The organism is Streptomyces sp. ACA25, assembly GCF_028200735.1.
Classification (GTDB): domain Bacteria; phylum Actinomycetota; class Actinomycetes; order Streptomycetales; family Streptomycetaceae; genus Streptomyces.
The window spans coordinates 135,135-155,851 of record NZ_JAQKPV010000013.1 but is presented as its reverse complement, the minus strand read 5'-3'; the positions used below and the strand labels follow the sequence as shown (position 1 = coordinate 155,851).

The window sequence follows — 20,717 nt, the reverse complement described above, 5'->3', positions numbered from 1 at the left end:
CTTCCCTTTCGGTGATTCCCACCCTACCAGCTCAATTCCCTTGCCGTTTCCGGCTGTTGGTCCTTGCTTCTGGCGCACAGGAGGCCCGGACAGCGAGCTGTCCTGGCTTCCCGTTGTGGCGGTGGCGTAAACGTACTGGAGCGGGGCCCCGGGATGCAAATCCGGGCGCCCCGCTGCCTGGTGGCGTCAGACGTCCATGACGACCGGCATGATCATCGGACGGCGTCGGTAGGTGTCCGACACCCACTTACCCACCGTCCGGCGGATCAGCTGCTGCAGCTGGTGCGGCTCGACCACCCCGTTCTGAGCCGAGGCGGTGACGACTTCCTGGACCTTCGGGAGCACCAGGCCGAAGTCGGCGTCGTCGATGCCGGAGCCGCGGGTGTGGATGCTCGGTCCGCTGACGATCTTGCCCGTGGCGCTGTCCACCACGAGGAAGATCGAGATGAACCCCTCGTCGCCGAGGATGCGGCGGTCCTTGAGGTTCGCCTCGGTGACATCACCGACGGAGAGCCCGTCGACATAGACGTAACCCGCCTGCACCTTGCCGGAGATCCGGGCCTTTCCGTCGATGAGGTCAACCGTCACGCCGTCCTCGGCGATCACGATGCGGTCGGCGGGGACCCCGGTGAGCGCGCCCAGCTCCGCGTTGGCCCGCAGGTGCCGCCACTCCCCGTGGACCGGCATCAGGTTCTTCGGCCGGCAGATGTTGTAGAAGTACAGCAGCTCACCGGCCGAGGCGTGGCCCGAGACATGGACCTTCGCGTTGCCCTTGTGGACGACGTTCGCACCCCAGCGGGTCAGGCCGTTGATCACCCGGTAGACCGCGTTCTCGTTCCCGGGGATGAGCGACGAGGCCAGGATCACGGTGTCCCCCGGCACGATGCGGATCTGATGGTGGTCCCGGTTGGCCATCCGCGACAGGGCCGCCATCGGCTCCCCCTGGGACCCGGTGCAGACCAGCACAACCTGCTCCTCGGGCAGGTCGTCCAGCCGCTTCACATCGATGACGAGCCCGGCCGGCACCTTGAGGTAGCCAAGGTCCCGGGCGATGCCCATGTTCCTGACCATCGAACGGCCGACGAAAGCGATCCGTCTGCCATGCTCGTGGGCCGCGTCGACCACCTGCTGGATGCGGTGCACATGGCTGGCGAAGCTGGCAACGATGATCCGCTTCCCCGCCTTGCCGAAGACCTGGCCGAGCACGGTGGAGATGTCCCGCTCCGGAGCGACGAACCCCGGCACCTCGGCATTGGTGGAGTCGCAGAGCATCAGGTCGATGCCCTCCTCCCCGAGCCGGGCGAAGGCCCGCAGGTCGGTGAGGCGGCCATCGAGCGGAAGCTGGTCCATCTTGAAGTCGCCGGTGTGCACCAACAGCCCGGCCGGAGTGCGGATGGCGACGGCCAGCGCGTCGGGAATGGAGTGGTTGACCGCGATGAACTCGCAGTCGAAGCGGCCGAGCAGCTCCCGGTCGCCTTCCTTCACCTCCAGCGTGTACGGCCGGATCCGGTGCTCCTGCAGCTTCGCCTCGATCAGCGCCAGCGTCAGCTTGGAGCCGATCAGCGGGATGTCGGGCTTCTCGCGCAGCAGGTACGGCACGGCACCGATGTGGTCCTCGTGGCCGTGCGTCAGCACGATGGCATCGATGTCGTCCAGCCGCTCCCGGATGGAGCTGAAGTCCGGCAGGATCAGATCGACGCCGGGCTGTTCCTCCTCGGGGAACAGCACACCGCAGTCGACGATGAGCAGCCTCCCCCCGTATTCGAGGACGGTCATGTTGCGGCCGATCTCGCCCAGGCCGCCGAGCGGGGTGACGCGTAGGCCACCCTCCGGAAGGCTCGGCGGAGCGCCGAGCTCTGGATGCGGATGACTCAAAGGATCTCCTTGACCACCCGCCCCACGTGCCCGGAGGGGCACCCGGCGCGGGTGTCTGTGTGCTCTGGTCGGTATTCGGTTATCACCTTCCCCGTCGCGACCGGGCCGGGCGGGTGGGCCCGACCCCGGTCGCGAGGGGTCGCGGTGCCGGAAGGAATCCTTCCGGCACGGGCACGGTGATACGTGCCCTCGCACATTTCGCAGCGCGGGGAGGCATGCACCGGACGGCCGTCGCGGCGCTCGTGCCGCGGACCGGGGAACTGCCCCTGCCGTCTCTGTCCACGCTCCGCCGCGCCCGGGTCTCAGATGTGTACCCCGCCCGCGGCAAGGTCCCGCCGGAGCTGCTCGGCTTCTTCGTCGGTCAGACCCACCAGCGGCAGCCGGAGAGGGCCCCCGGGGAGGCCCTGGAAACCGAGGGCCGCCTTCGAGGTGATCACACCCTGGGTCCGGAACATCCCGGTGAAGACCGGCAGCAGCTTCTGATGGATCTCCGTGGCCTTGGCGACGTCACCGCTGGTGTACGCGTCCACCAGGGCCCGGAGCTCCGGGGTCACCACGTGTCCGACCACCGAGACGAAGCCGACCGCCCCGACCGAGAGCAGCGGAAGGTTGAGCATGTCGTCACCCGAGTACCAGGCGAGGCCGGTGGTGGCGATGGCCCAGCCGGCCCGCCCCAGGTCACCCTTGGCGTCCTTGTTCGCGACGATCCTCGGATGGTCCGCGAGCCGCACCATCGTCTCGGTGTTGATCGGCACACCGCTGCGGCCCGGGATGTCGTACAGCATGACCGGCAGGTCCGTGGCGTCCGCGATCGCCGTGAAGTGCTGGAAGAGCCCTTCCTGCGGCGGCTTGCTGTAGTACGGCGTCACGGCGAGCAGCCCGTGGGCGCCGGCCTCCTCGGCGGCGCGGGCCAGCTGCAGGCTGTGCCGGGTGTCATTGGTGCCGGCTCCGGCCACAATGTGGGCGCGGTCGCCGACGGCCTCGGCGACGGCGCGCACCAGGTCGGCTTTCTCCGCGTCGCTGGTGGTCGGGGATTCGCCGGTGGTGCCATTGATGATCAGGCCGTCATTACCGGCGTCCACCAGGTGGACGGCGAGCCGCTGCGCGCCGTCCAGGTCGAGTGAACCGTCCGCGGTGAACGGAGTGACCATGGCGGTCAGCACCCGCCCGAAGGGAGTCTGCGGTGTGGAGGTCGGAGCCATGGGTACCACGCTACTCGCAGCGCGGTCCCCGGCGCTCCATCGGGTCACGCATGCACGGAACCCGGTGCTGCCTGCTCGGGGGTTCAGGCAGCACCGGGCCCGTCTCGCCAGCGTAGATGAACCAGTCCAAGTGTGGCAATACGGACACCTCGCTCAAAGTTTCGGGCCACCCCGCACTCAGGGAGCGATACGCCCGTTCGCGTTGAACGCGGCGTGCGTGAGCGGCATCAGACGGGCCCATTCGGCCTCCATCTTCTCCGCGACCATGGCGATCTCCCGCTGCGGAAAAGAAGGAACCCTGGCCTGTTCGTGCTCGGTGCGCAGCCCGAGGAAGTGCATCAGTGACCGGGCGTTGCAGGTCGCGTACATCGACGAGAAAAGACCGACCGGCAGGACCGCCCGGGCGACCTCCCGGGCCACCCCGGCGGCGAGCATCTCCTGGTACGCCTCGTACGCCTGCCGGTAGGACGCTTCCATGGTGGTGGTGACCGTCTCGTGCTGCTCCGGCGGCCCGGCCACGAACTCGTACTTGCCCGGCCGGCCCTGCTGGACCAGCTTGCGGTCCGCGTCCGGCAGGTAGAACACCGGCTTCAGCTCACGGTAGCGGCCGCTCTCCTCGTTGTAGGACCAGCCGGCGCGGTGCCGGTGGAACTCCCTGAAGACGAAGATCGGGGCGCTGACGAAGAAGGTCATCGAGTTGTGCTCGAACGGGCTGCCGTGCCGGTCCCGCATCAGGAAGTTGATCAGCCCTTTGGAGCGCGCGGGATCCTTGTCGAGCTCGTCCAGCGACAGCTCCCCCGCGGTGGAGACCCGTGCCGCCCACAGCACGTCGGTGTCGGTGGCGCTGTGCTTGACCAGCTCGACGGTCACGTCACTGCGGAAGCTGGGCTTGTCGGTCACCGGCGGGTCCTTCCAGGGCATGAGCCGCGCAGCCGCGTGGGGGGTGGAGCGGGAGTGCGCGTGAAGTGCGGGGAGCGGGGCCCACCTTACGGGCCGGCACCGACAAGCAAGGCCCGGGGTCGGGCAAATGGTGACCGTTCGCCCGCACGGCCGAGGTACACCGGACCGGTGCCGCCCTGAAGCCCTCCCGCGCGGTAATCTCACCGGGCACCTTCAGCGCCACCCGTGAACCCGAACGAGGATCAGCCGTGTCCCTGCCCTTCATGACGGCCGACCACGACTCCGACGGCCCCGACCCGGACATGCCGTTGCCGCATGCCGAGCCGGACCGCTGGCGCCGCCCCTACCGCCCGGGGCCCTGGCGCGTGGGTCTGGCCGCGCTGGCACTGCTGCTCGCCGCCTACATGCTCATTTCGGGCATGATCATCGCCCTGGCGGGGCCGGTGGCCGGCGCGAGGGCCACCTTCGTCCTCGCGGCCGTGACCCTCGTCCTCGCTCTGCGCATGCTGCGGGTGGGGATCTGGGTGAGCCCGCGCGGGCTGCGCCGGGTCGGCCTCCTCAGCACCCGCACGCTGCGCTGGCGGGAGATCACCCGGGTGCGCACCGTGCAGCAACCGGTGAAGTGGCTGGGCCTGCCCCGTGGCGTGCAGGGGCAGGCACTGGTGATCGAACGGCGCCGGGGGGAGCCGCTGCGGCCGCTGCTCACCGATCACAACTCCGACTTCCTCACCCGTCCGGAGGCCTTCGAACGAGCGGCGGACGTGATCGAGGCGTGGGCGGCCGAGCACCGCTGACGTCACCGGCACCCAGGGGGTGTCCGCCTCGGGGGTGTCGCCCTCGCCGGGGCCGGTGCCCCGGGAACGGCAGTCGTTGCCCTCAGTAGGTGCTGCCCGTCAGGTTCGGACCCGCGGCCCTCCGGCTGTCCCTGCCCGCACGCAGGTTGATGGCGTGCTGCATGGCCTTGCGGGCCCGAGGGGTGTCCCGGGCGTCGTGGTAGGCGATGGCCAGCCGGAACCAGCAGCGCCAGTCCCCGGGGTTCTGTTCGGTCTCGGCCTGCCGCCGCACGAAGGCCGCGTCGGCCGCCCCACGGTCGATCCGGCCGCTCGGGGTCCGCGGAAGATCATCGACGGGCAGGCCGCCCTCGGCGTCCAGCTCCCTGGCAAGCCGGTTCGCCCGCTGCGCGAAGCGCGTGCTGTGCCAGAGGAACCAGGCACCGATCAACGGCAGCACCAGAGCCGCCAGGCCGAACAGCACGGTCACCCAGGTGCCGTGCCGGATCAGCAGGACTCCCCGGTGGCCGACCAGCACGAAGTAGACGATCAGGACAGCCGAGAGCAGAGCGTAGGTGAGCCGCGCGCGCACCGTCAGCCGCCCAGGTCCATGAAGTGCTCCAGTCCGAACGTCAGACCGGGAGCCGCGCTGATCCGCCGGACTCCCAGCAGCACGCCCGGCATGAAGGAACTGCGGTTCATCGAGTCGTGCCGGAGTGTGAAGATCTCACCCTCGTCTCCGAAGAGCACCTCCTGGTGGGCGACCAGGCCGCGCAGTCGCACCGCGTGCACCGGCACCCCGTCCACCAGAGCCCCGCGGGCGCCCTCCAGGGCCGTGCTGGTGGCGTCCGGCTGGGGCGGGCAGCCGGCCTCCGCCCGGGCCCTGGCAATGACCTGAGCGGTCCGGACCGCGGTGCCGCTGGGCGCGTCCGCCTTGCCGGGGTGGTGCAGCTCGACCACCTCGACGGACTCGAAGAACTTCGCCGCCTGCCGGGCGAAGTGCATGGTGAGAACCGCCCCGATGCCGAAGTTCGGAGCAATGAGCACTCCGGTCCCCGGGGAGTCGTCGAGCCAGCCCCGCACCGCGGTGAGCCGGTCGTCCGTCCAGCCGGTGGTGCCGACCACACCGTGGATGCCGTGGCGGACGCAGAACTCCAGGTTGTCCATCACCGCCCCCGGGTGCGTCAGGTCGACGGCGACCTGTGCGCGGTGCTCCACGAGCGCGTCCAGCTTGTCGTCCCGGTCGACCGCGGCGACGAGCTCCATGTCCTCGGCAGCTTCCACCGCGCGAACGGCTTCCGCCCCCATCCGGCCCTTCGCACCGATGACGGCGACCCGCAGCTTGCTCATGACCACTCTCGTCCTTCGTCCGTGCTTCACTTGCTCCGGCAGCCCGGCCGCCGCCCGGAGACCCTCAGGCGAGGGCCGCGGCCATCCGGTCGGCCTGCCGGTCGTTCACGTCTCCTATGACGGCCAGGGACGGGGGCTGCCTCAGCACCTGACCGGCGACCTGCCGCACCTCGTCGGGGGTGACGGCCGCCATCCGGTCAAGCATCTCATCCACGGAGAGCTGCTTGCCCCAGCAGATCTCGCTCTTGCCGAGCCGGTGCATCAGCGCCCCGGTGTCCTCCAGCCCCAGGACGGTGGACCCGGCGAGCTGGCCGATGGCCCGACGCAGCTCCTCGTCGCTCAGGCCGTGCTCGGCGACCAGTGCGAGCTGCTCGCGGCAGAGGGCCAGGACGTCATGGATCTGGCCCGGCCGGCAGCCGGCGTAGATGCCGAACAGCCCGCAGTCGGCGAAACCCGAGGTGTAGGAGTAGACCGAGTAGGCCAGGCCGCGCTTCTCCCGCACCTCCTGGAACAGCCGGGAACTCATACCACCGCCCAGGGCCGCGCTGAGCACCCCCAGGGCCCAGCGCCGTTCGTCCCGGCGGGACACGCCGGGGACGCCGAGCATGAGGTGGGCCTGCTCGGTTTTCCGGCCGAGCAGCTCGACGTGGCGCGCGGCCCGGAGCCTTCGCTGCCCGCCGCGTGGTCCGGCCGGCCGGTCCTCCGTCCGGGAGAGCGCCCCCGCCCTGTCGAAGGCCGCACGCACCTGCCGGACGACAGTGGCGTGGTCCAGGCGCCCCGCCGCGGCGACCACCAGGCGCGTCGGATCGTAGTGCCGCCGGTAGAAGCGCATGATCCGTTCGCGCGTCAGCGCGTTCACGCTGTCCACTGTGCCCAGGACGGGGCGGCCCAGCGGAGTGTCGCCGAGCAGGGTCTGGGCGAACAGGTCATGCACCAGATCGCCCGGATCGTCCTCCGTCATGGCGATCTCCTCCAGGATTACGCCGCGCTCGGCCTCCACCTCCTCCGGCGGTATCACCGAGCCGGTGAGCATGTCGCAGACCACGTCGATCGCCAGCGGCAGGTCCGTGTGGAGGACCCGTGCGTGGTAGCAGGTGTACTCCTTGCCGGTGAAGGCATTGACCTCACCGCCGACGGCGTCGAAGGCGGTGGAGATGTCGAGGGCGCTGCGCCGCCGCGTGCCCTTGAAGAGCAGGTGCTCCAGGTAGTGGGTGGTCCCGCTGAGCGCCGGGGTCTCGTCCCGGGAGCCGACGTGGGTCCAGATGCCGAAGCTGACCGAGCGCACGGTGGGCACGGTCTCGGTGACGATCCGCAGGCCGCCGGGGAGAACGGTCTTGCGGACGACGCCCGCGCCGTTCTCACCCTGCAGCAGCGTCTTGGTCACGGCCCGTGGACGGGGGACGGCCCGCCCCTCCGGAGAGGTGGGGCGGGCCGTCTGGCGGAACGAGCGTGTCACTGCTCCGCGTCGTCCTTCTGCTCAACAGCTCCGGCCTGATCGGAGTCGCCGTTCTCAGCGCCCTCCTCCAGGACGGGGATGAGGGAGAGCTTCCCCCGCTGGTCGATCTCCGCGATCTCGACCTGGACCTTCTGGCCGACACCGAGGACGTCCTCGACGTTCTCCACCCGCTTGCCGCCGGCCAGCTTGCGGATCTGCGAGATGTGCAGCAGACCGTCCTTGCCCGGCAGCAGGGAGACGAAGGCACCGAAGGTGGTGGTCTTCACCACCGTGCCGAGGTACCGCTCACCGACCTCGGGCATCGTCGGGTTGGCGATGCCGTTGATGGTGGCGCGGGCGGCCTCGGCGGCCGGGCCGTCCGCGGCACCGATGTAGATGGTGCCGTCGTCCTCGATGGTGATGTCGGCGCCGGTGTCCTCCTGGATCTGGTTGATCATCTTGCCCTTGGGGCCGATGACCTCGCCGATCTTGTCCACCGGGATCTTGACGGTGATGATCCGCGGAGCGTTGGGGGACATCTCGTCCGGGGTGTCGATCGCCTCGTTCATCACGTCGAGGATGTGGAGGCGGGCGTCGCGGGCCTGCTTGAGGGCCGCGGCCAGCACGGAGGCCGGGATGCCGTCCAGCTTGGTGTCGAGCTGGAGGGCGGTCACGAACTGCCGGGTGCCGGCGACCTTGAAGTCCATGTCACCGAAGGCGTCCTCGGCACCGAGGATGTCGGTGAGCGTGACGTAGTGCGTCTCGCCCGCGACCTCCTGGGAGATGAGGCCCATGGCAATGCCCGCGACCGGCGCCTTGAGCGGCACACCGGCGTTGAGCAAGGACATGGTGGCCGCACAGACGGAGCCCATGGACGTGGAACCGTTGGAGCCGAGCGCTTCCGAAACCTGCCGGATCGCGTAGGGGAACTCCTCCCGGGTCGGCAGCACCGGGACCATCGCCCGCTCGGCCAGCGCGCCGTGGCCGATCTCGCGGCGCTTCGGAGAACCGACACGGCCGGTCTCGCCGACGGAGTACGGCGGGAAGTTGTAGTTGTGCATGTACCGCTTGCGGTTCACCGGCGACAGCGTGTCCAGCATCTGCTCCAGCCTGAGCATGTTGAGCGTGGTGACCCCCAGGATCTGGGTCTCGCCGCGCTCGAACAGGGCGGAGCCGTGCACCCGCGGGATGGCCTCGACCTCGGCGGCCAGCGTGCGGATGTCGGTGACCCCGCGGCCGTCGATACGGACCTTGTCCTTGATGATGCGCTCACGGATGAGCTGCTTGGTGAGCGAGCGGTACGCGGCGGAGATCTCCTTCTCGCGTCCCTCGAACTGGGGGATGAGCTTCTCGGCGGCCAGCGCCTTGATGCGGTCCAGCTCGGTCTCGCGCTGCTGCTTCCCCGCAATGGTGAGCGCCTGGGCGAGCTCGTCGCGAACGGCGCTGGAGAGCGCCTCCAGGACGTCGTCCTGGTGCTCGAGGAAGACCGGGAACTCGGCGACCGGCTTGGCGGCCCTGGCCGCGAGGTCGGACTGCGCCCGGCAGAGGACCTTGATGAAGGGCTTGGCCGCTTCGAGGCCGGCGGCCACGACCTCCTCGGTCGGCGCCTCCGCCCCGCCCTTGACCAGCTCGATGGTGCGCTCGGTCGCCTCGGCCTCGACCATCATGATCGCCACGTCACCGTCGGGCAGCACCCGGCCGGCCACGACCATGTCGAAGACCGCGTTCTCCAGCTCGGAGTGGGTCGGGAAGGCCACCCACTGACCGTTGATCAGTGCGACGCGGGTGCCGCCGATCGGGCCGGAGAAGGGGATCCCGGAGAGCTGGGTGGAGCAGGAGGCGGCGTTGATGGCGATCACGTCGTACAGGTGATCGGGGTTCAGCGCCATGATCGTCTCGACGATCTGGATCTCGTTGCGCAGCCCCTTGCGGAAGGACGGGCGCAGCGGGCGGTCGATCAGCCGGCAGGTGAGGATGGCGTCCTCCGAGGGCCGCCCCTCGCGGCGGAAGAACGAGCCGGGGATCTTCCCGGCCGCGTACATCCGCTCCTCGACATCCACCGTGAGCGGGAAGAAGTCGAGCTGGTCCTTGGGGTGCTTCGATGCGGAGGTCGCCGAGAGCACCATGGTCTCGTCGTCCAGGTAGGCGACGGCCGAGCCGGCCGCCTGCCGGGCCAGACGGCCGGTCTCGAAGCGGATCGTGCGGGTGCCGAAAGCGCCGTTGTCGATGACGGCCTCGGCGTAGTGGGTCTCGTTCTCCACCTTGGAAAATCTCCTCTTCTGCGTCCCTGCCTCGCGCGGCGGGACGGTGGCGGTGGAGCGCCCCCGGTTGCGGGCCGGCCTTCGATCGAAGCGCCCGGGGCAACGCCCGGGAGCCACTACCGAGGACCGGCGGCGGAGACGCTCCGCCTGGTCTTTTCGACTCGTTGTGTGGGGACCAGACTACAAAGTCATGCGTCCCCGGGCCCGGCGAAGCGCGGCAACCGGGCGGATACGGCGAAGGGAGCGACCCACTCAGCGGTGGGCCGCTCCCTCGTCCGGGTTCCTACCTGGCGCCGGCCGCACCGCGGCGGATGCCGAGGCGCTCGACCAGCGCACGGAAGCGCTGGATGTCCTTCTTGGCCAGGTACTGGAGCAGTCGGCGGCGCTGGCCGACGAGAATCAGCAGACCACGGCGGGAGTGGTGGTCGTGCTTGTGGGTCTTCAGGTGCTCGGTCAGGTCCGAGATACGCCGGGAGAGCAGAGCCACCTGGACCTCGGGGGAGCCGGTGTCGCCCTCCTTGGTGGCGAACTCGGTGATGATCTTCTGCTTTGTTGCGGCATCGAGCGACGACACGCGTACTCCTTGAGTGTGTGAAGCCGTGGAGCCCCCCTGGTCTTCTTCACAGGGATGTATGGAAAGGCTCTGCAGGCACGGCCAGCGTATCAGCCGGCCGGGTATGCCCCGGCTCGCCGGGAGCGGCCCGGATCCGGGCGGGTGCGCCGGGCCCGGGCCGCGGCTCCTCCCGGGTGCCCGCCCGCCGGTCAGCCGGTAAGCCCCCGGGCCGCGCTGTACACGTCGAGGACCGCCAGTGCCAACGGCACCAGCGACAGCAGCACAGCTCCTTCGGTGAGGTCGAGCACCCTCCCCCAGACCGGCGTCAGGCCGGAACGCGGCACGATCAGCGCGACCGCCGCGAGGACAGCGACGAAGAGGGTGAGAACGGCGGTCAGCCACACCGTGCGCAGTTCGGCGGAGCCCGAGCCGGCCGGGGTCCCGACCGCGAATCCGAGGACCAGCAGCGCCAGCGCCACGGCACCCGCGGTGAGCAGGGCGGCCACCTGGACGGCGTACCGGAACAGCCGGGCGCGGGTCAGCAGGGCGATCCCGGTGGCCAGCGCCAGCAGCTGCGCCCAGCCGTCACCGGAGAAGCCGAGCACTCCGGCCGCCACGACAGCCGACAGCGCGCAGCCGCCGGCGAGGCCGAGCAGGACCTGATGTCCGCGGCGGGCCTGCCCGGCGATGCGCGCGGAATCCACCGGGCCGGCCTCCGCCGCCGGGTCCGTCTCCAGCGCGTCGTAGCCGGTCGGCGGGGCGGCGTAACCGATGGGCAGCCGGACGAGCCGGGCGGAGAGCCCGGGCAGGAACGCCAGCGCACCGAGCACGGCAGGCGCGCAGACCGCGGCGGCGGCCACCGGCCGGGCATCGGTGACAATCGCGCCGAAGGTGACCACCAGCCCGACACCGGCGGCCGCGGCTGCGGCCGTGAACGGCCCGCCGGCGTCCGGTACCGCGGCCATCAGCGGAACACAGACCAGCAGCACCGCCACGCAGCCGAGCAGCAGTTCCAGCCGGCCGGCTCCGTGCCCGGCGGCCATCGGGAGTGCCCCGGTGCCGGCGACCAGCGCGTGCGGCAGGGCTGCCAGCCCGAGGGCGAGCGCGCAGGCCCGGTCCGCGTACACCCGGGCCCGCACCACGGCGAAGGAGACGAACAGCAGGGCCAGCACCCCGGCGACGATGCCGGGCAGGCCGTGCATGTCGTGCCGGGCAGGTTCGGCGAACCACAGCGCCACCGCCGTCAGCGCCGCGAAGACCGCAGCGCCGGTGAGTCCCGCGGTGCGCAGCGACCGGTCGTCCCACAGCCGTCGGTCGTGCATGACGGCCTCGGCCAGGGCCTCGGTCACGTCGTCGTGCACCGGGGGCGGCAGCGAGTCGGCGAACGGGCGCAGGGCCAGCACATCACCGTCCAGGACCCGCTGCGCGGCGAGGGTCCGGGAACCGTCCAGCACCGTGCCGTCGCGGCGCACCAGGTGGTAGCCGACCGGCGCGCCGTCGGCCGGGGGCTGGTCGGCCAGCCGCAGGATCTCCGGGCAGAGGTCGGCGAGCGGGATGTCCTCCGGCAGCGCCAGGTCGATCCGCTTCCCGGTCGCGGCGATCGTGACGCGGCAGAATCCGGTGGCTGCGGTCGTGCTCACGAAGACTCCCCCTGACTGCGTCTGCGCACGGACGGCGTCCGTCACCCTACCGGCTGTGCCGGGCGGTCTTCCGGTGCCCCCGGGGCAGCTCCGGATGCGGCCCGCTGCCGGAGCAGCCCGGCAGGACGCGCGGCGGAGGCGGCTTGCCGGGGCTGCGGGCGGCTGTACCGGCTGCCCCGGTGAGGGGCCGAACGACTATGCTGCGGGCGTGTCTTCGACAGGACAGGGTTCGACGAAACCGGGACTCACCCCCCGGCAGGCCCGGCGGCTGCGCATGGGAATCGGCGCGGTGGCGATGGCGGCCATGGCCGTGGTGCTCGTCATGCAGCTCGGGGACGGGTCGTCGCTGCTCTCGGTCGGTCTCTACGGTGCGGCCTTCGTGCTGTCCGGCGCGGTGATCGAGATGAGCCGGCGGGGGCGGACCCGGCTCGGCATGGCCGTCCTGGTCGCCGGATTCGTCGTCGTCCTCGCGGCCGACTGGTGGCTGCGCGGAATCTGAGGCCGACCGGACGGAGCACGGGGAGTGCTTCGGTGTCCGCCGCTGTCACAGGTCGCTCATCACGGGGGTCAGCAGAGTGAGCCAGGTCGTCATCAAACGTCCGCCGCGGGCCCTGCCCGAGGCGGTTCCGGACCAGCCGCTCCCGCTGCGACCGGCTCCTGAGCTGCCCAAGGAGGAGCGCGAGGGCGTCCTGCTGCAGATCATGCCGATGCTCGGCATGGGTTCCATGGTGGTGTTCTTCTTCATGCCGGGAGCGCATCCCTTCATGCGCATCATGGGCATGATCATGATGGTCTCGATGGTCGCGATGGTGACGGCCATGATCATCCGCTTCCGGCGCGGGAGCCAGGGCAAGATGGCGCGGCTCCGCCGGGACTACCTCAAGTACCTGGCCCGGACCCGGCGCGAGGTGGGAAGGACCGCACGGGCGCAGCGCAACGCCCAGTGGTACCTCCACCCTTCGCCCGACCAGCTGTGGGCCCTGGTGGCGGAGGGCAGCCGGGTCTGGGAACGGCGGCCGGGTGACCCGGACTTCGGTCAGGTGCGCATCGGGCTGGGCACGCAGCAGCTGGCGACTCCCCTGGTTCCCGACGAGTCGGTGCCCGTCGACGAGCTGGAGCCGCTGACCGGCGGGGCGCTGCGCGGTTTCGTCGGCACGCACGGCACGGTCCGGGGCCTGCCCACCGTGCTGTCCCTGCGGGGTTTCCACCACCTGACGCTCAGCGGTACCCAGGAGGGTGCGCGCGGCACCGCACGTGCGGTCGTCGCCTCCCTCACGGCCCTCCACGCCCCCGGTGACCTGCTCCTGGCCGTGGTCGCGCCGGGACCCGCGGCCGAACGCTGGGAGTGGACCAAGTGGCTGCCGCACGTGCAGCATCCCGGTTCCGCCGACGGCGCCGGTGCGCGCCGTCTCATCGGCAACACGCTGACGGAGGTCGAGGGGGCGCTGACGCCGCTGCTGGAGGGGCGGGGCCGCTTCGCACCGGAAGGCAGGCCGGTCGTGGACCAGCCGCATGTCGTGCTGCTGCTCGACGGCGGCGTGATCCCGCCGCACTCGGCCTTCGCCGGGAGCGAGGGCATCCAGGGAGTCACGATCATCGACGTCGTTCCGGGGATCGAGGAAGCGCGCGGAGGGCTCACCGTGTGGGCGGGCCCGGGGGAACTGCGGCTGGAGTCGCCCGGCGGCACGTTCACCGCCGACGAGCCGGACCTGCTGCCACTGCCGGCCGCCGAGGCGCTGGCCCGGCAGCTGGCGCCCCTGCGCCTGGCCGGGGGCACCGAGCACGACGAACCGCTGCTTGCCGAACTGGAGTTCTCCGACCTGCTGGGCCTGGGCGACCCCGGGAGCGTGGAGGTGAGGCACAGCTGGCGGCCACGCACCGCCGGAGAGCGGCTCCGCGTCCCGATCGGCATCGACGAGGAGGGCCGGCCGGTCATGCTGGACCTCAAGGAGGCCGCACAGGACGGCATGGGGCCGCACGGGCTGTGTGTCGGCGCCACCGGCTCCGGCAAGTCGGAACTGCTGCGCACCCTCGTGCTCGGGCTCGCGGTGACGCACACCTCCGAGACGCTCAACTTCGTGCTGGCCGACTTCAAGGGCGGTGCCACCTTCACGGGCATGAGCAAGCTGCCGCACGTGTCCGCGGTCATCACCAACCTGTCGGACGATCTGACGCTCGTCGACCGCATGGGCGACTCCATCAAGGGAGAGCTCCAGCGCCGCCAGGAGCTCCTGCGGACGGCCGGCACCTACGCCAACCTCCAGGACTACGAGAAGGCCCGGGCGGCCGGTGCTCCGCTCGAACCGCTGGCCTCGCTGGTGATCGTCATCGACGAGTTCAGCGAGCTGCTCACCGCCAAGCCGGACTTCATCGACATGTTCATCCAGATCGGACGCATCGGCCGGTCCCTGGGCGTGCATCTGCTGCTGGCGTCCCAGCGCCTGGAGGAAGGCCGGCTCAAGGGTCTGGACACCTACCTGTCCTACCGGATCGGCCTGCGGACCTTCTCCGCGGCCGAGTCCCGGACCGCGATCGGTGTGCCCGACGCCTACCACCTCCCGCAGGTCCCGGGCTCCGGGCTGCTGTCCTCCGGCACTGAGGAGATGACCCGGTTCAAGGCGGCGTACGTGTCGGGCCCCTACCTGGGGCGTGCGGCCGGTGAGCCGGAGCGCAGCAGCATGCGGCCGGCCCACCGGCGCCCCGTCCCGTTCACCGCGGCACCGGTGGATCTGCCCCCGCGGCCGGCTGAGCGGACGGACGTGGCCGCCCCGTCGGACGCACCAGGGCAGCCGCACGACGCCCAGGCCGAGACCGTGCTGGACGTCATTGTCCGGCGGCTGGAGCGGCAGGGTCCTCCGGCGCACCAGGTCTGGCTGCCGCCGCTGGACTCCCCGCCGACGCTGGATCAGTTGCTGGGCGGGATCACCGGCGGGCCCGACGGGCTGCGCACCGGGACGGCGTACCCCCCGCTCTCCGTTCCTCTCGGGCTGGTGGACAAGCCCTTCGAGCAGCGCCGCGAACCACTGGTGCCGGACTTCTCCGGCGCCGCGGGCCACATGCTCGTCGTCGGCGGGCCGCAGGCCGGCAAGTCGACCCTGCTGCGCACCCTGGTCAGCTCGTTCGCTCTGACCCATCCGGTGGGCGACGTCCAGTTCTACGGGCTGGACTTCGGAGGCGGCGGGCTGGGGGCCGTCTCAGGGCTGCCGCATGTCGGAGGCATCGCCTCCCGGCTGGACCCCGACCGGGTGCGCCGGACCGTCGCAGAGGTGGCCGGCGTGCTGGCCCGGCGCGAGCAGTTGTTCCGTGAGCAGAGCATCGACTCCATGGCCACCTTCCGGGCGAGGCGCCGGACCGGCGGCCTCCGGGAGGAACCGTGGGGCGATGTCTTCCTGCTGATCGACGGCTGGGCGGCATTCCGCCAGGAGTACGACATGACCCTGGAGCCGGTCGTCACCGACCTGACCTCCCGCGGTCTGGGGTACGGCATCCATGTGGTCGTGACCTGCTCCCGCTACATGGACCTGCGGGGTTCGATGCGGGATCTGCTCACCAACCGCCTCGAACTGCGGCTGGGCGACCCGCTGGACTCCGAGGTCGACCGGAAGAGCGCCGCGGCCGTTCCCGCGGACATTCCCGGGCGTGGGCTGTCCCCCGAGAAACTGCACTGGATGGCGGCGCTCCCCCGCATCGACGGGCGCACCTCGGCCGGCGATCTCGCCGAGGCCGCGGCGGCGATGGAACGGACGGTCCGCGAAGCGACCGGGGACACGACAGCTCCCGCGGTGCGCATGCTGCCGGAGGAAGTCCCCCTCACTCGGCTGCCGGGTGGCTCCGCCGCGCCGGAGCGCGGTATCGCGGTGGGGATCGGTGAGACCGACCTGGCACCGGTCTTCCTGGACCTGGAGCGGGACCCGCTGCTGTTCGTCGTGGGAGAGGGCGAATCCGGGAAGTCGGCGGCGTTGCGGCTCGTCGCGCGGCAGGTCGCTGAACGCTACCCCCCGGAACAGGCGAGGTTCCTGGTGGCGGACTTCCGGCGCTCGCTGCTCGGCGGGCTGCCGGAGAGTCACCTGGAGGCGTACGCGCCCACCCCGTCCGCGCTGGAGCCGCACCTTGAGGCGGTGGAGCACATCTTCGAGAAGCGGGTGCCCCCGGCTGACATCACTCCTCAGCAGCTCCGTGACCTCAGCTGGTGGCGCGGGCCACGGATCTTCGTCCTGATCGACGACTACGAGCTGGTCGCGAGCGGCATCTCGATGGGCTCGCTGACCAAGTGGCTTCCCTACGCACGGGAGTCGGGTGTGCACTTCGTCATCGCGTGCAGCGCCGCCGCGGGGGGCCGGACCTTCGGCGACTCCTTCCTGCAGCGCTTCAAGGAGCTCAGCCCTCTCGGGCTCGTGCTGTCCGGCAACCCGCAGGACGGCAACGTGCTGGGCTCCACCCGGGCCCGTCCGCTCCCTCCCGGCCGGGCCACGCTGGTCAGCCGCATGCGCGGCACCCCGCTCGTGCAACTGGGCTGGGTACCCGAGGTCTGAGCGGACCGGGTCCGCGCAGGGCGCCCGGGCGGGGACGGGCCGCCCGGGTGCGTGGAGCCGCCGGTACCGGCGCCCGGCCCGCGGCTCTCCGCTCATGCCGGATCGCGCGCCGGGCGTCCGGGGACCCGCTCCTCCCCGGGCAACCCCGGCGGCCTCACAGCAGCATGTGGCCGTTGCGCCGGTCCTGGGCCTGCTGTGCGGCCATACCGCGGTGCATCGTCCCCGAGATGCCCCGCAGCGCGCCGGCCACCTGCGCGATGTCGGTCCTCCACTGATGCTCGACCGCCCGGAAGGCCTGCGCGGCAGCACCCTCCCACTCCTGGGCCGAAGCCTTGACGTGCTGGTCGAGGAAATCCCCGATCTCGTCGACCGCGTTGGCCTGTGCCTGGATCGTTTCCGCCTTGGCGGCCAGCAGGGTGTACTTCATGCCGACGCCGAAGTCGTGGGGCATGGTCATGGGTGTTTCCTTCCGTCGAGGGCGCTGTCCACGTGCCGGTCCCGGGGCTGCTCACGGGTCCTCACATCGCGAAGCGGCCCAGGGTGCTGCGCAGTTCACCGGACGACTGGTGTTTCATCTGCTGTTCCGTCTCCGCGTCGGCGGCCACGGTGTCCCGCGAGGAGCTTCCCACGGCCTCCCGCAGGGCACCGACGACCCGCTCCAGCCGGCGCAGGCTCTCGTTCTCCTGCCCCTGCACCGACGCGAAGGTCACCGCCGACGTGCCCTGCCACACCCCCCGGGTCTCGCGCTCCTCCTCCAGGGTGATCCGCGCCCTGTCCAGCACGGCTTCCACCTCGTCGAGCTTGGTCCGCAGCCTGGCCGCCGCGCCCTCGGAGAACTGGATCCCGTCCCCGAAACCGTACTCTGACACTGTCTCTCCTTCGGTCCGTCCTGCCTGGTCAAGCGTCTTCCGGTGCCGCCACCCGCAGCACCGCGGTTCAGTCCTCGGGCCCGGCCGGGTCGCGTGGGCGTGCTCCGATCACCGGTATCCGGGGCAGCCGCCCCGGCCTGCTCTTCCGCTGCTCCTCCGCACGCCCCCCGATGATGTGTGCGGGGCCCGGTGAAGGGCTCCCGGCAGCGCGGTGCGGGCTCCGCGGCGGGCCGCCGGGCAGGCCGATCGGCTGCCCGCCGTACGCCTTTCCGGTGCCGCTCCGCCCGTCCGCGCCGGGGCCGCCGCGGTCCGAGGGGCGCGGCGCGGAGGAGCCGGGGGCGCCGATCACTCCCTGCTGCGGGAGCCGGGTGCCCCCCGGGACCTGCCGTGGTGCCACCGGAGTACCGCCGACGAGACCCCGCTGCGGAGCCGGGCCCACCCGGCCGCCGGGGGAGGACGCCGCGGCGGGGCCGCCGGCGACGGGCGGGCGCCCCACCGGGGCCGACGGACCCGCCGCGGCCGGAGGCCGCCCCGCTCCCCCCGCGGGCCGCCCTGCCGCCGGGCTCTGCACGGGCGGCCTTCCGCCGCCCGCGGCCCCTGCCCCGGGGACGGCGCCCCGCGGCGCTGCGCCCGGGGGGCCCGGTGGCCGGCCCCCTGCGTCCCGGCCACCGGTCAGACCGGCCGGGGCACCCCCCGGCACCCCCGACTGCGGAGGACGGGCGCTGAGCGGCGGAGCGGCGGCGCCCGGTACGGCGGACGGCGCCGCGGCACCCCCGGGGACGGCCGAGGACACCGTCGCGTGGGCGGCGGGCCCGGCCGGGCCCGGAGGCGCCGTACCGCCGGGCAACGCGTCGAGAGACGTCCGCACCAGATGATCCGGGGCAGGCCCGCCGCCGGCCGCCGCGGAGGGCGGGCCCAGCGGCTGCTGCGGCCCCGCCGCGGCTTCCCCCGGCACCGGGGATCCGGCGGCCGTCACCGGGCCGGCGAAGGCGGGCGCACCGCCCGCGGCCTGCGCCGGTCCGGGGTGCGGAGCCGCCACCGCCTGACCGTGCGGCACGGCGGCTCCGCCGGGTGCGGAAGCCGGGCTTCCCGGCCCTCCCGGCGGTGGGGCGCCCGGGCCGGCGACCGTGCCCGGGAACGAGGAGAAGTCCGGCTCGTCCGCGCCGGCCATGAGGTGGGCGGAGTGCCAGTAGTGGGCGTTCAGCCGCTCCACGACGGCGAGCGCCTCCTGGCGCAGGCGTGCGTCCTCCGTGACATTCGGAACACCGGGGGCGAGCGGCGCCGCCGGAGGCGGCATCGAGGTCTGGGCGGACCGCAGCGCCTCCCCGGCGTCCTGGAGGGCCCGGCCCACGGTGCGGGCGTACAGGGCCAGCCTGTCGACGTCACCGCCCAGCCGCTGCCCGTACGCACGGAAGGCCTCCGCTCCCTCGCCCTGCCACTCCGCGTGCTGGAGAGCCCGGTCGAGGACCGGCCGGACGCTGCCGAACGCCTCGGCGGCCCGCTCCAGCGCGGCGCCCCGCGCGGCCAGCACTTCCGGCTGCCCGGCTTCGACCATCGCGGCCAACTGCGAGTGGGAGAGATCACCGGCTTCACTCATGGTGCCCCCTCACACGGCCCACAGCTCGCCGGGGTTCCAGGGCCGGCTCTCGGCGGGCGGTGCGTGGAAAGCCTCGACCCGCTCGCGGATCTCCGCCAGCCGCGCCCGGGTGTCCTCGTCGAGTCCCTGGTGGCCCCGCTCGGCGATCAGCGACTGGATGCCCAGGGCCTCGATCAGATCCTCGACCAGCTCGGCGAGAACCTCGATACGGGCCACCGCTTCCCGGTACTCCCCGGAGATCCGGCTCACCGCCGGGGAATAGCCCCCGTACCGGGCGGTCTCGACGCCGCAGTCCCGGACCTGCGCCGGCGATGCCGGAGACGCACGCAAGTCCTCGAGAAGTGCGTTCAGCTGGGACCTCACCGAGCTGAGCGCACCGGCTCCCAGCGCCAGATCCATCGATGTCATGCTTCCCCCCGTCGCACAGCCCTGGGCCTGCCGGCCCGCGCGTGCGAAGCGCTCCTGCGCTCCCCCGCCGGACCGTGCCACTACGAGCACGCCCCCGAACAGAGAGTAACCCTCCGTCACCGCTCCACGTCAAGTCCATTCTCCTTGGCCCTGGTTGCGGGGGCGTCCGCCGGCCGCACCCGGGGCTGCCCCCGGACCGTAGACTGCGCCCGTCCGTACACGATGCCGCACAGTGCGTGGCCGACAGGCTGCCGGGCAGCACAGTGACTGAAGGGAACTGCCACCGATGAGCGAGACCGAGACCCCGGCCGAGACAGCTGCCCGCAAGGAGCGGGAGAAGGACGAGCTCTACAGCCTGGACATCTCCGGGGTGGAGTGGCTCAGCGCGCCGGGCAGTCCGGAGGAGGAGCGCGTCGAGATCGCCCATCTGCCCGGCGGGGGCGTGGCGATGCGCAACTCCTCGGACCCGGACACCGTGCTGCGGTACACCGCCGCGGAGTGGGAGGCGTTCGTGCTCGGCGCCCGCGACGGGGAGTTCGACATCGAGTGAGCCGTGCGGCCGGCCCTCAGCGTCTGACGCAGGTGCAGGCGCCGAAGAGCCGGCCGCGGTACTCCGCCTCGATGATGTCGAACCCGGCGGCCTCCAGCAGCGGCTCGAACAGCCACCGGTAGGTGCTGTGTTCCGTGCGGATGTGCTCAGCGTAGTCGGCCGCGGTGCAGCCCCTCGCCGGGTCGTCCGAGGCCCGGCGAGCCAGTCGGCGAACACCCGCTCCGACTCGTCCGGCTGGAAGTCATAGATCAGGTCATGGACCCGCAGAACGCCTCCCGGGCGCAGCATGCCGGCGATACGTGCCAGCGCCAGCGACTTCCAGAAGTCGGGGAGCTGGTGGAGGGCGTGGCGGGTGTGAACAGCGTCGGCGGGAGGGCCGGTGTGCGCGTAGCTGAGGAAGCCGGCCCGGACACAGGTGAGGTTCGTCAGACCGGATGCCGCCGCCCGGTCGCGGACCACGTCGAGCATCACCAAGGAGATGTCGGCCGCCACCACGCGGCCGAACCGCTCGGCGGCGGCCAGGGCGAAGCACCCGGTTCCGGCTCCCAGGTCGACGACCACGGAGGCGTCGTCCAGGCCCCGTGCTCCGAGCACGGCGAGGTCCTGGCCGGGGTCGGGGAAGCCCTGTTTGCGGTCGAAGCCCGCAACGACGCCGGGGTCGAGGTGCTCGGCTCCGGCATGGGCGAGTTCGTCGGTCAACCACCATGCGTCCATGTCGTGACGCGGGCACGGCGGAAGCCCCGGCGCATCCCGTTTTCCGGCGTCGGCCCCGGCG

17 protein-coding genes and 1 pseudogene are annotated in these 20,717 nt (G+C 71.8%); 4 read left to right on the top strand and 14 right to left on the bottom strand.

Annotation, left to right across the window (positions count from 1 at the left end; all coding sequences use genetic code 11):
* Positions 1 to 186: 186 nt before the first annotated feature.
* The 3 genes from PJ985_RS19450 to thyX form a co-directional block, all read right to left on the bottom strand.
* Positions 187 to 1,875, bottom strand: coding sequence for a ribonuclease J (locus tag PJ985_RS19450; RefSeq protein WP_271685130.1), 1,689 nt, complete (start codon positions 1,873 to 1,875; stop codon positions 187 to 189).
* Between the two features lie 302 nt (positions 1,876 to 2,177).
* Positions 2,178 to 3,077 (bottom strand): 4-hydroxy-tetrahydrodipicolinate synthase, encoded by a 900-nt coding sequence (dapA, locus tag PJ985_RS19445; protein WP_271685129.1) that lies wholly within the window; start codon positions 3,075 to 3,077, stop codon positions 2,178 to 2,180.
* 177 nt (positions 3,078 to 3,254) lie between these two features.
* Positions 3,255 to 3,998, bottom strand: coding sequence for an FAD-dependent thymidylate synthase (gene thyX / locus PJ985_RS19440; RefSeq protein ID WP_271685128.1), 744 nt, complete (start codon positions 3,996 to 3,998; stop codon positions 3,255 to 3,257).
* A 227-nt stretch (positions 3,999 to 4,225) separates the two neighbouring features.
* On the opposite strand from thyX, the gene PJ985_RS19435 reads away from it, so the two are divergent.
* Positions 4,226 to 4,771, top strand: a complete 546-nt coding sequence (locus PJ985_RS19435; protein WP_271685127.1) for a hypothetical protein — start codon at positions 4,226 to 4,228, stop codon at positions 4,769 to 4,771.
* Between the two features lie 82 nt (positions 4,772 to 4,853).
* Here PJ985_RS19435 and PJ985_RS19430 read toward each other — a convergent pair whose 3' ends face one another.
* The 6 genes from PJ985_RS19430 to eccD all read right to left on the bottom strand — a co-directional run bounded on the left by PJ985_RS19430 (position 4,854) and on the right by eccD (position 11,986).
* Positions 4,854 to 5,339, bottom strand: coding sequence for a hypothetical protein (locus PJ985_RS19430; protein WP_271685126.1), 486 nt, complete (start codon positions 5,337 to 5,339; stop codon positions 4,854 to 4,856).
* Positions 5,340 to 5,341: 2 nt separating this feature from the next.
* On the bottom strand, positions 5,342 to 6,097 hold the full coding sequence (gene dapB, locus PJ985_RS19425; protein ID WP_271685125.1) for a 4-hydroxy-tetrahydrodipicolinate reductase: 756 nt from the start codon (positions 6,095 to 6,097) through the stop codon (positions 5,342 to 5,344).
* A gap of 64 nt (positions 6,098 to 6,161) precedes the next feature.
* Positions 6,162 to 7,553, bottom strand: a complete 1,392-nt coding sequence (locus PJ985_RS19420) for a M16 family metallopeptidase (protein WP_271685124.1) — start codon at positions 7,551 to 7,553, stop codon at positions 6,162 to 6,164.
* Positions 7,550 to 9,793 (bottom strand): polyribonucleotide nucleotidyltransferase, encoded by a 2,244-nt coding sequence (locus tag PJ985_RS19415; RefSeq protein WP_271685123.1) that lies wholly within the window; start codon positions 9,791 to 9,793, stop codon positions 7,550 to 7,552. The genes PJ985_RS19420 and PJ985_RS19415 overlap by 4 nt, the downstream gene beginning before the upstream one ends.
* Before the next feature lie 283 nt (positions 9,794 to 10,076).
* Positions 10,077 to 10,367, bottom strand: coding sequence for a 30S ribosomal protein S15 (gene rpsO / locus PJ985_RS19410; RefSeq protein ID WP_271685122.1), 291 nt, complete (start codon positions 10,365 to 10,367; stop codon positions 10,077 to 10,079).
* Between the two features lie 188 nt (positions 10,368 to 10,555).
* Entirely contained in the window at positions 10,556 to 11,986 is a 1,431-nt protein-coding gene (gene eccD, locus PJ985_RS19405) for a type VII secretion integral membrane protein EccD (RefSeq protein WP_271685121.1), read from the bottom strand.
* 208 nt (positions 11,987 to 12,194) lie between these two features.
* On the opposite strand from eccD, the gene PJ985_RS19400 reads away from it, so the two are divergent.
* Together PJ985_RS19400 and eccCa are read left to right on the top strand one after the other, a co-directional pair.
* Positions 12,195 to 12,485: a hypothetical protein gene (locus PJ985_RS19400; protein ID WP_271685120.1), complete on the top strand. Its 291-nt coding sequence runs from the start codon at positions 12,195 to 12,197 to the stop codon at positions 12,483 to 12,485.
* A 76-nt stretch (positions 12,486 to 12,561) separates the two neighbouring features.
* Positions 12,562 to 16,518 carry a type VII secretion protein EccCa gene (eccCa, locus tag PJ985_RS19395; RefSeq protein ID WP_271685119.1) on the top strand — a complete coding sequence of 1,319 codons (3,957 nt, stop codon included), beginning with the start codon at positions 12,562 to 12,564 and terminating at the stop codon, positions 16,516 to 16,518.
* Positions 16,519 to 16,672: 154 nt separating this feature from the next.
* Here eccCa and PJ985_RS19390 read toward each other — a convergent pair whose 3' ends face one another.
* The 4 genes from PJ985_RS19390 to PJ985_RS19375 all read right to left on the bottom strand — a co-directional run bounded on the left by PJ985_RS19390 (position 16,673) and on the right by PJ985_RS19375 (position 19,392).
* Entirely contained in the window at positions 16,673 to 16,975 is a 303-nt protein-coding gene (locus PJ985_RS19390; RefSeq protein ID WP_271685118.1) for a WXG100 family type VII secretion target, read from the bottom strand.
* A 61-nt stretch (positions 16,976 to 17,036) separates the two neighbouring features.
* Positions 17,037 to 17,387 carry a hypothetical protein gene (locus tag PJ985_RS19385; protein WP_271685117.1) on the bottom strand — a complete coding sequence of 117 codons (351 nt, stop codon included), beginning with the start codon at positions 17,385 to 17,387 and terminating at the stop codon, positions 17,037 to 17,039.
* Positions 17,388 to 17,454: 67 nt separating this feature from the next.
* Complete coding sequence (locus PJ985_RS19380) at positions 17,455 to 18,984, bottom strand: hypothetical protein (protein ID WP_271685116.1); 1,530 nt, start codon at positions 18,982 to 18,984, stop codon at positions 17,455 to 17,457.
* Positions 18,985 to 18,993: 9 nt separating this feature from the next.
* The gene (locus tag PJ985_RS19375; protein WP_271685115.1) at positions 18,994 to 19,392 is read right to left on the bottom strand and encodes a hypothetical protein; all 399 of its coding nucleotides are present in this window, start codon (positions 19,390 to 19,392) and stop codon (positions 18,994 to 18,996) included.
* 286 nt (positions 19,393 to 19,678) lie between these two features.
* Between PJ985_RS19375 and PJ985_RS19370 the strand changes: the two genes are divergently transcribed.
* Positions 19,679 to 19,942, top strand: coding sequence for a DUF397 domain-containing protein (locus PJ985_RS19370; protein WP_271685114.1), 264 nt, complete (start codon positions 19,679 to 19,681; stop codon positions 19,940 to 19,942).
* Positions 19,943 to 20,152: 210 nt separating this feature from the next.
* On the opposite strand, the pseudogene PJ985_RS23490 reads toward PJ985_RS19370, so the two are convergent.
* Positions 20,153 to 20,656: pseudogene (locus tag PJ985_RS23490) on the bottom strand (class I SAM-dependent methyltransferase); the annotation flags it as partial.
* Positions 20,657 to 20,717 lie beyond the last annotated feature (61 nt).

Coding starts and splice junctions, on each gene's coding strand:
- PJ985_RS19375 (WP_271685115.1), bottom strand. CDS start 19,392: ATGACATCGATGGATCTGGCGCTGGGAGCCGGTGCGCTCAGCTCGGTG.
- dapB (WP_271685125.1), bottom strand. CDS start 6,097: ATGAGCAAGCTGCGGGTCGCCGTCATCGGTGCGAAGGGCCGGATGGGG.
- thyX (WP_271685128.1), bottom strand. CDS start 3,998: ATGCCCTGGAAGGACCCGCCGGTGACCGACAAGCCCAGCTTCCGCAGT.
- PJ985_RS19390 (WP_271685118.1), bottom strand. CDS start 16,975: ATGACCATGCCCCACGACTTCGGCGTCGGCATGAAGTACACCCTGCTG.
- dapA (WP_271685129.1), bottom strand. CDS start 3,077: ATGGCTCCGACCTCCACACCGCAGACTCCCTTCGGGCGGGTGCTGACC.
- PJ985_RS19370 (WP_271685114.1), top strand. CDS start 19,679: ATGAGCGAGACCGAGACCCCGGCCGAGACAGCTGCCCGCAAGGAGCGG.
- PJ985_RS19380 (WP_271685116.1), bottom strand. CDS start 18,984: ATGAGTGAAGCCGGTGATCTCTCCCACTCGCAGTTGGCCGCGATGGTC.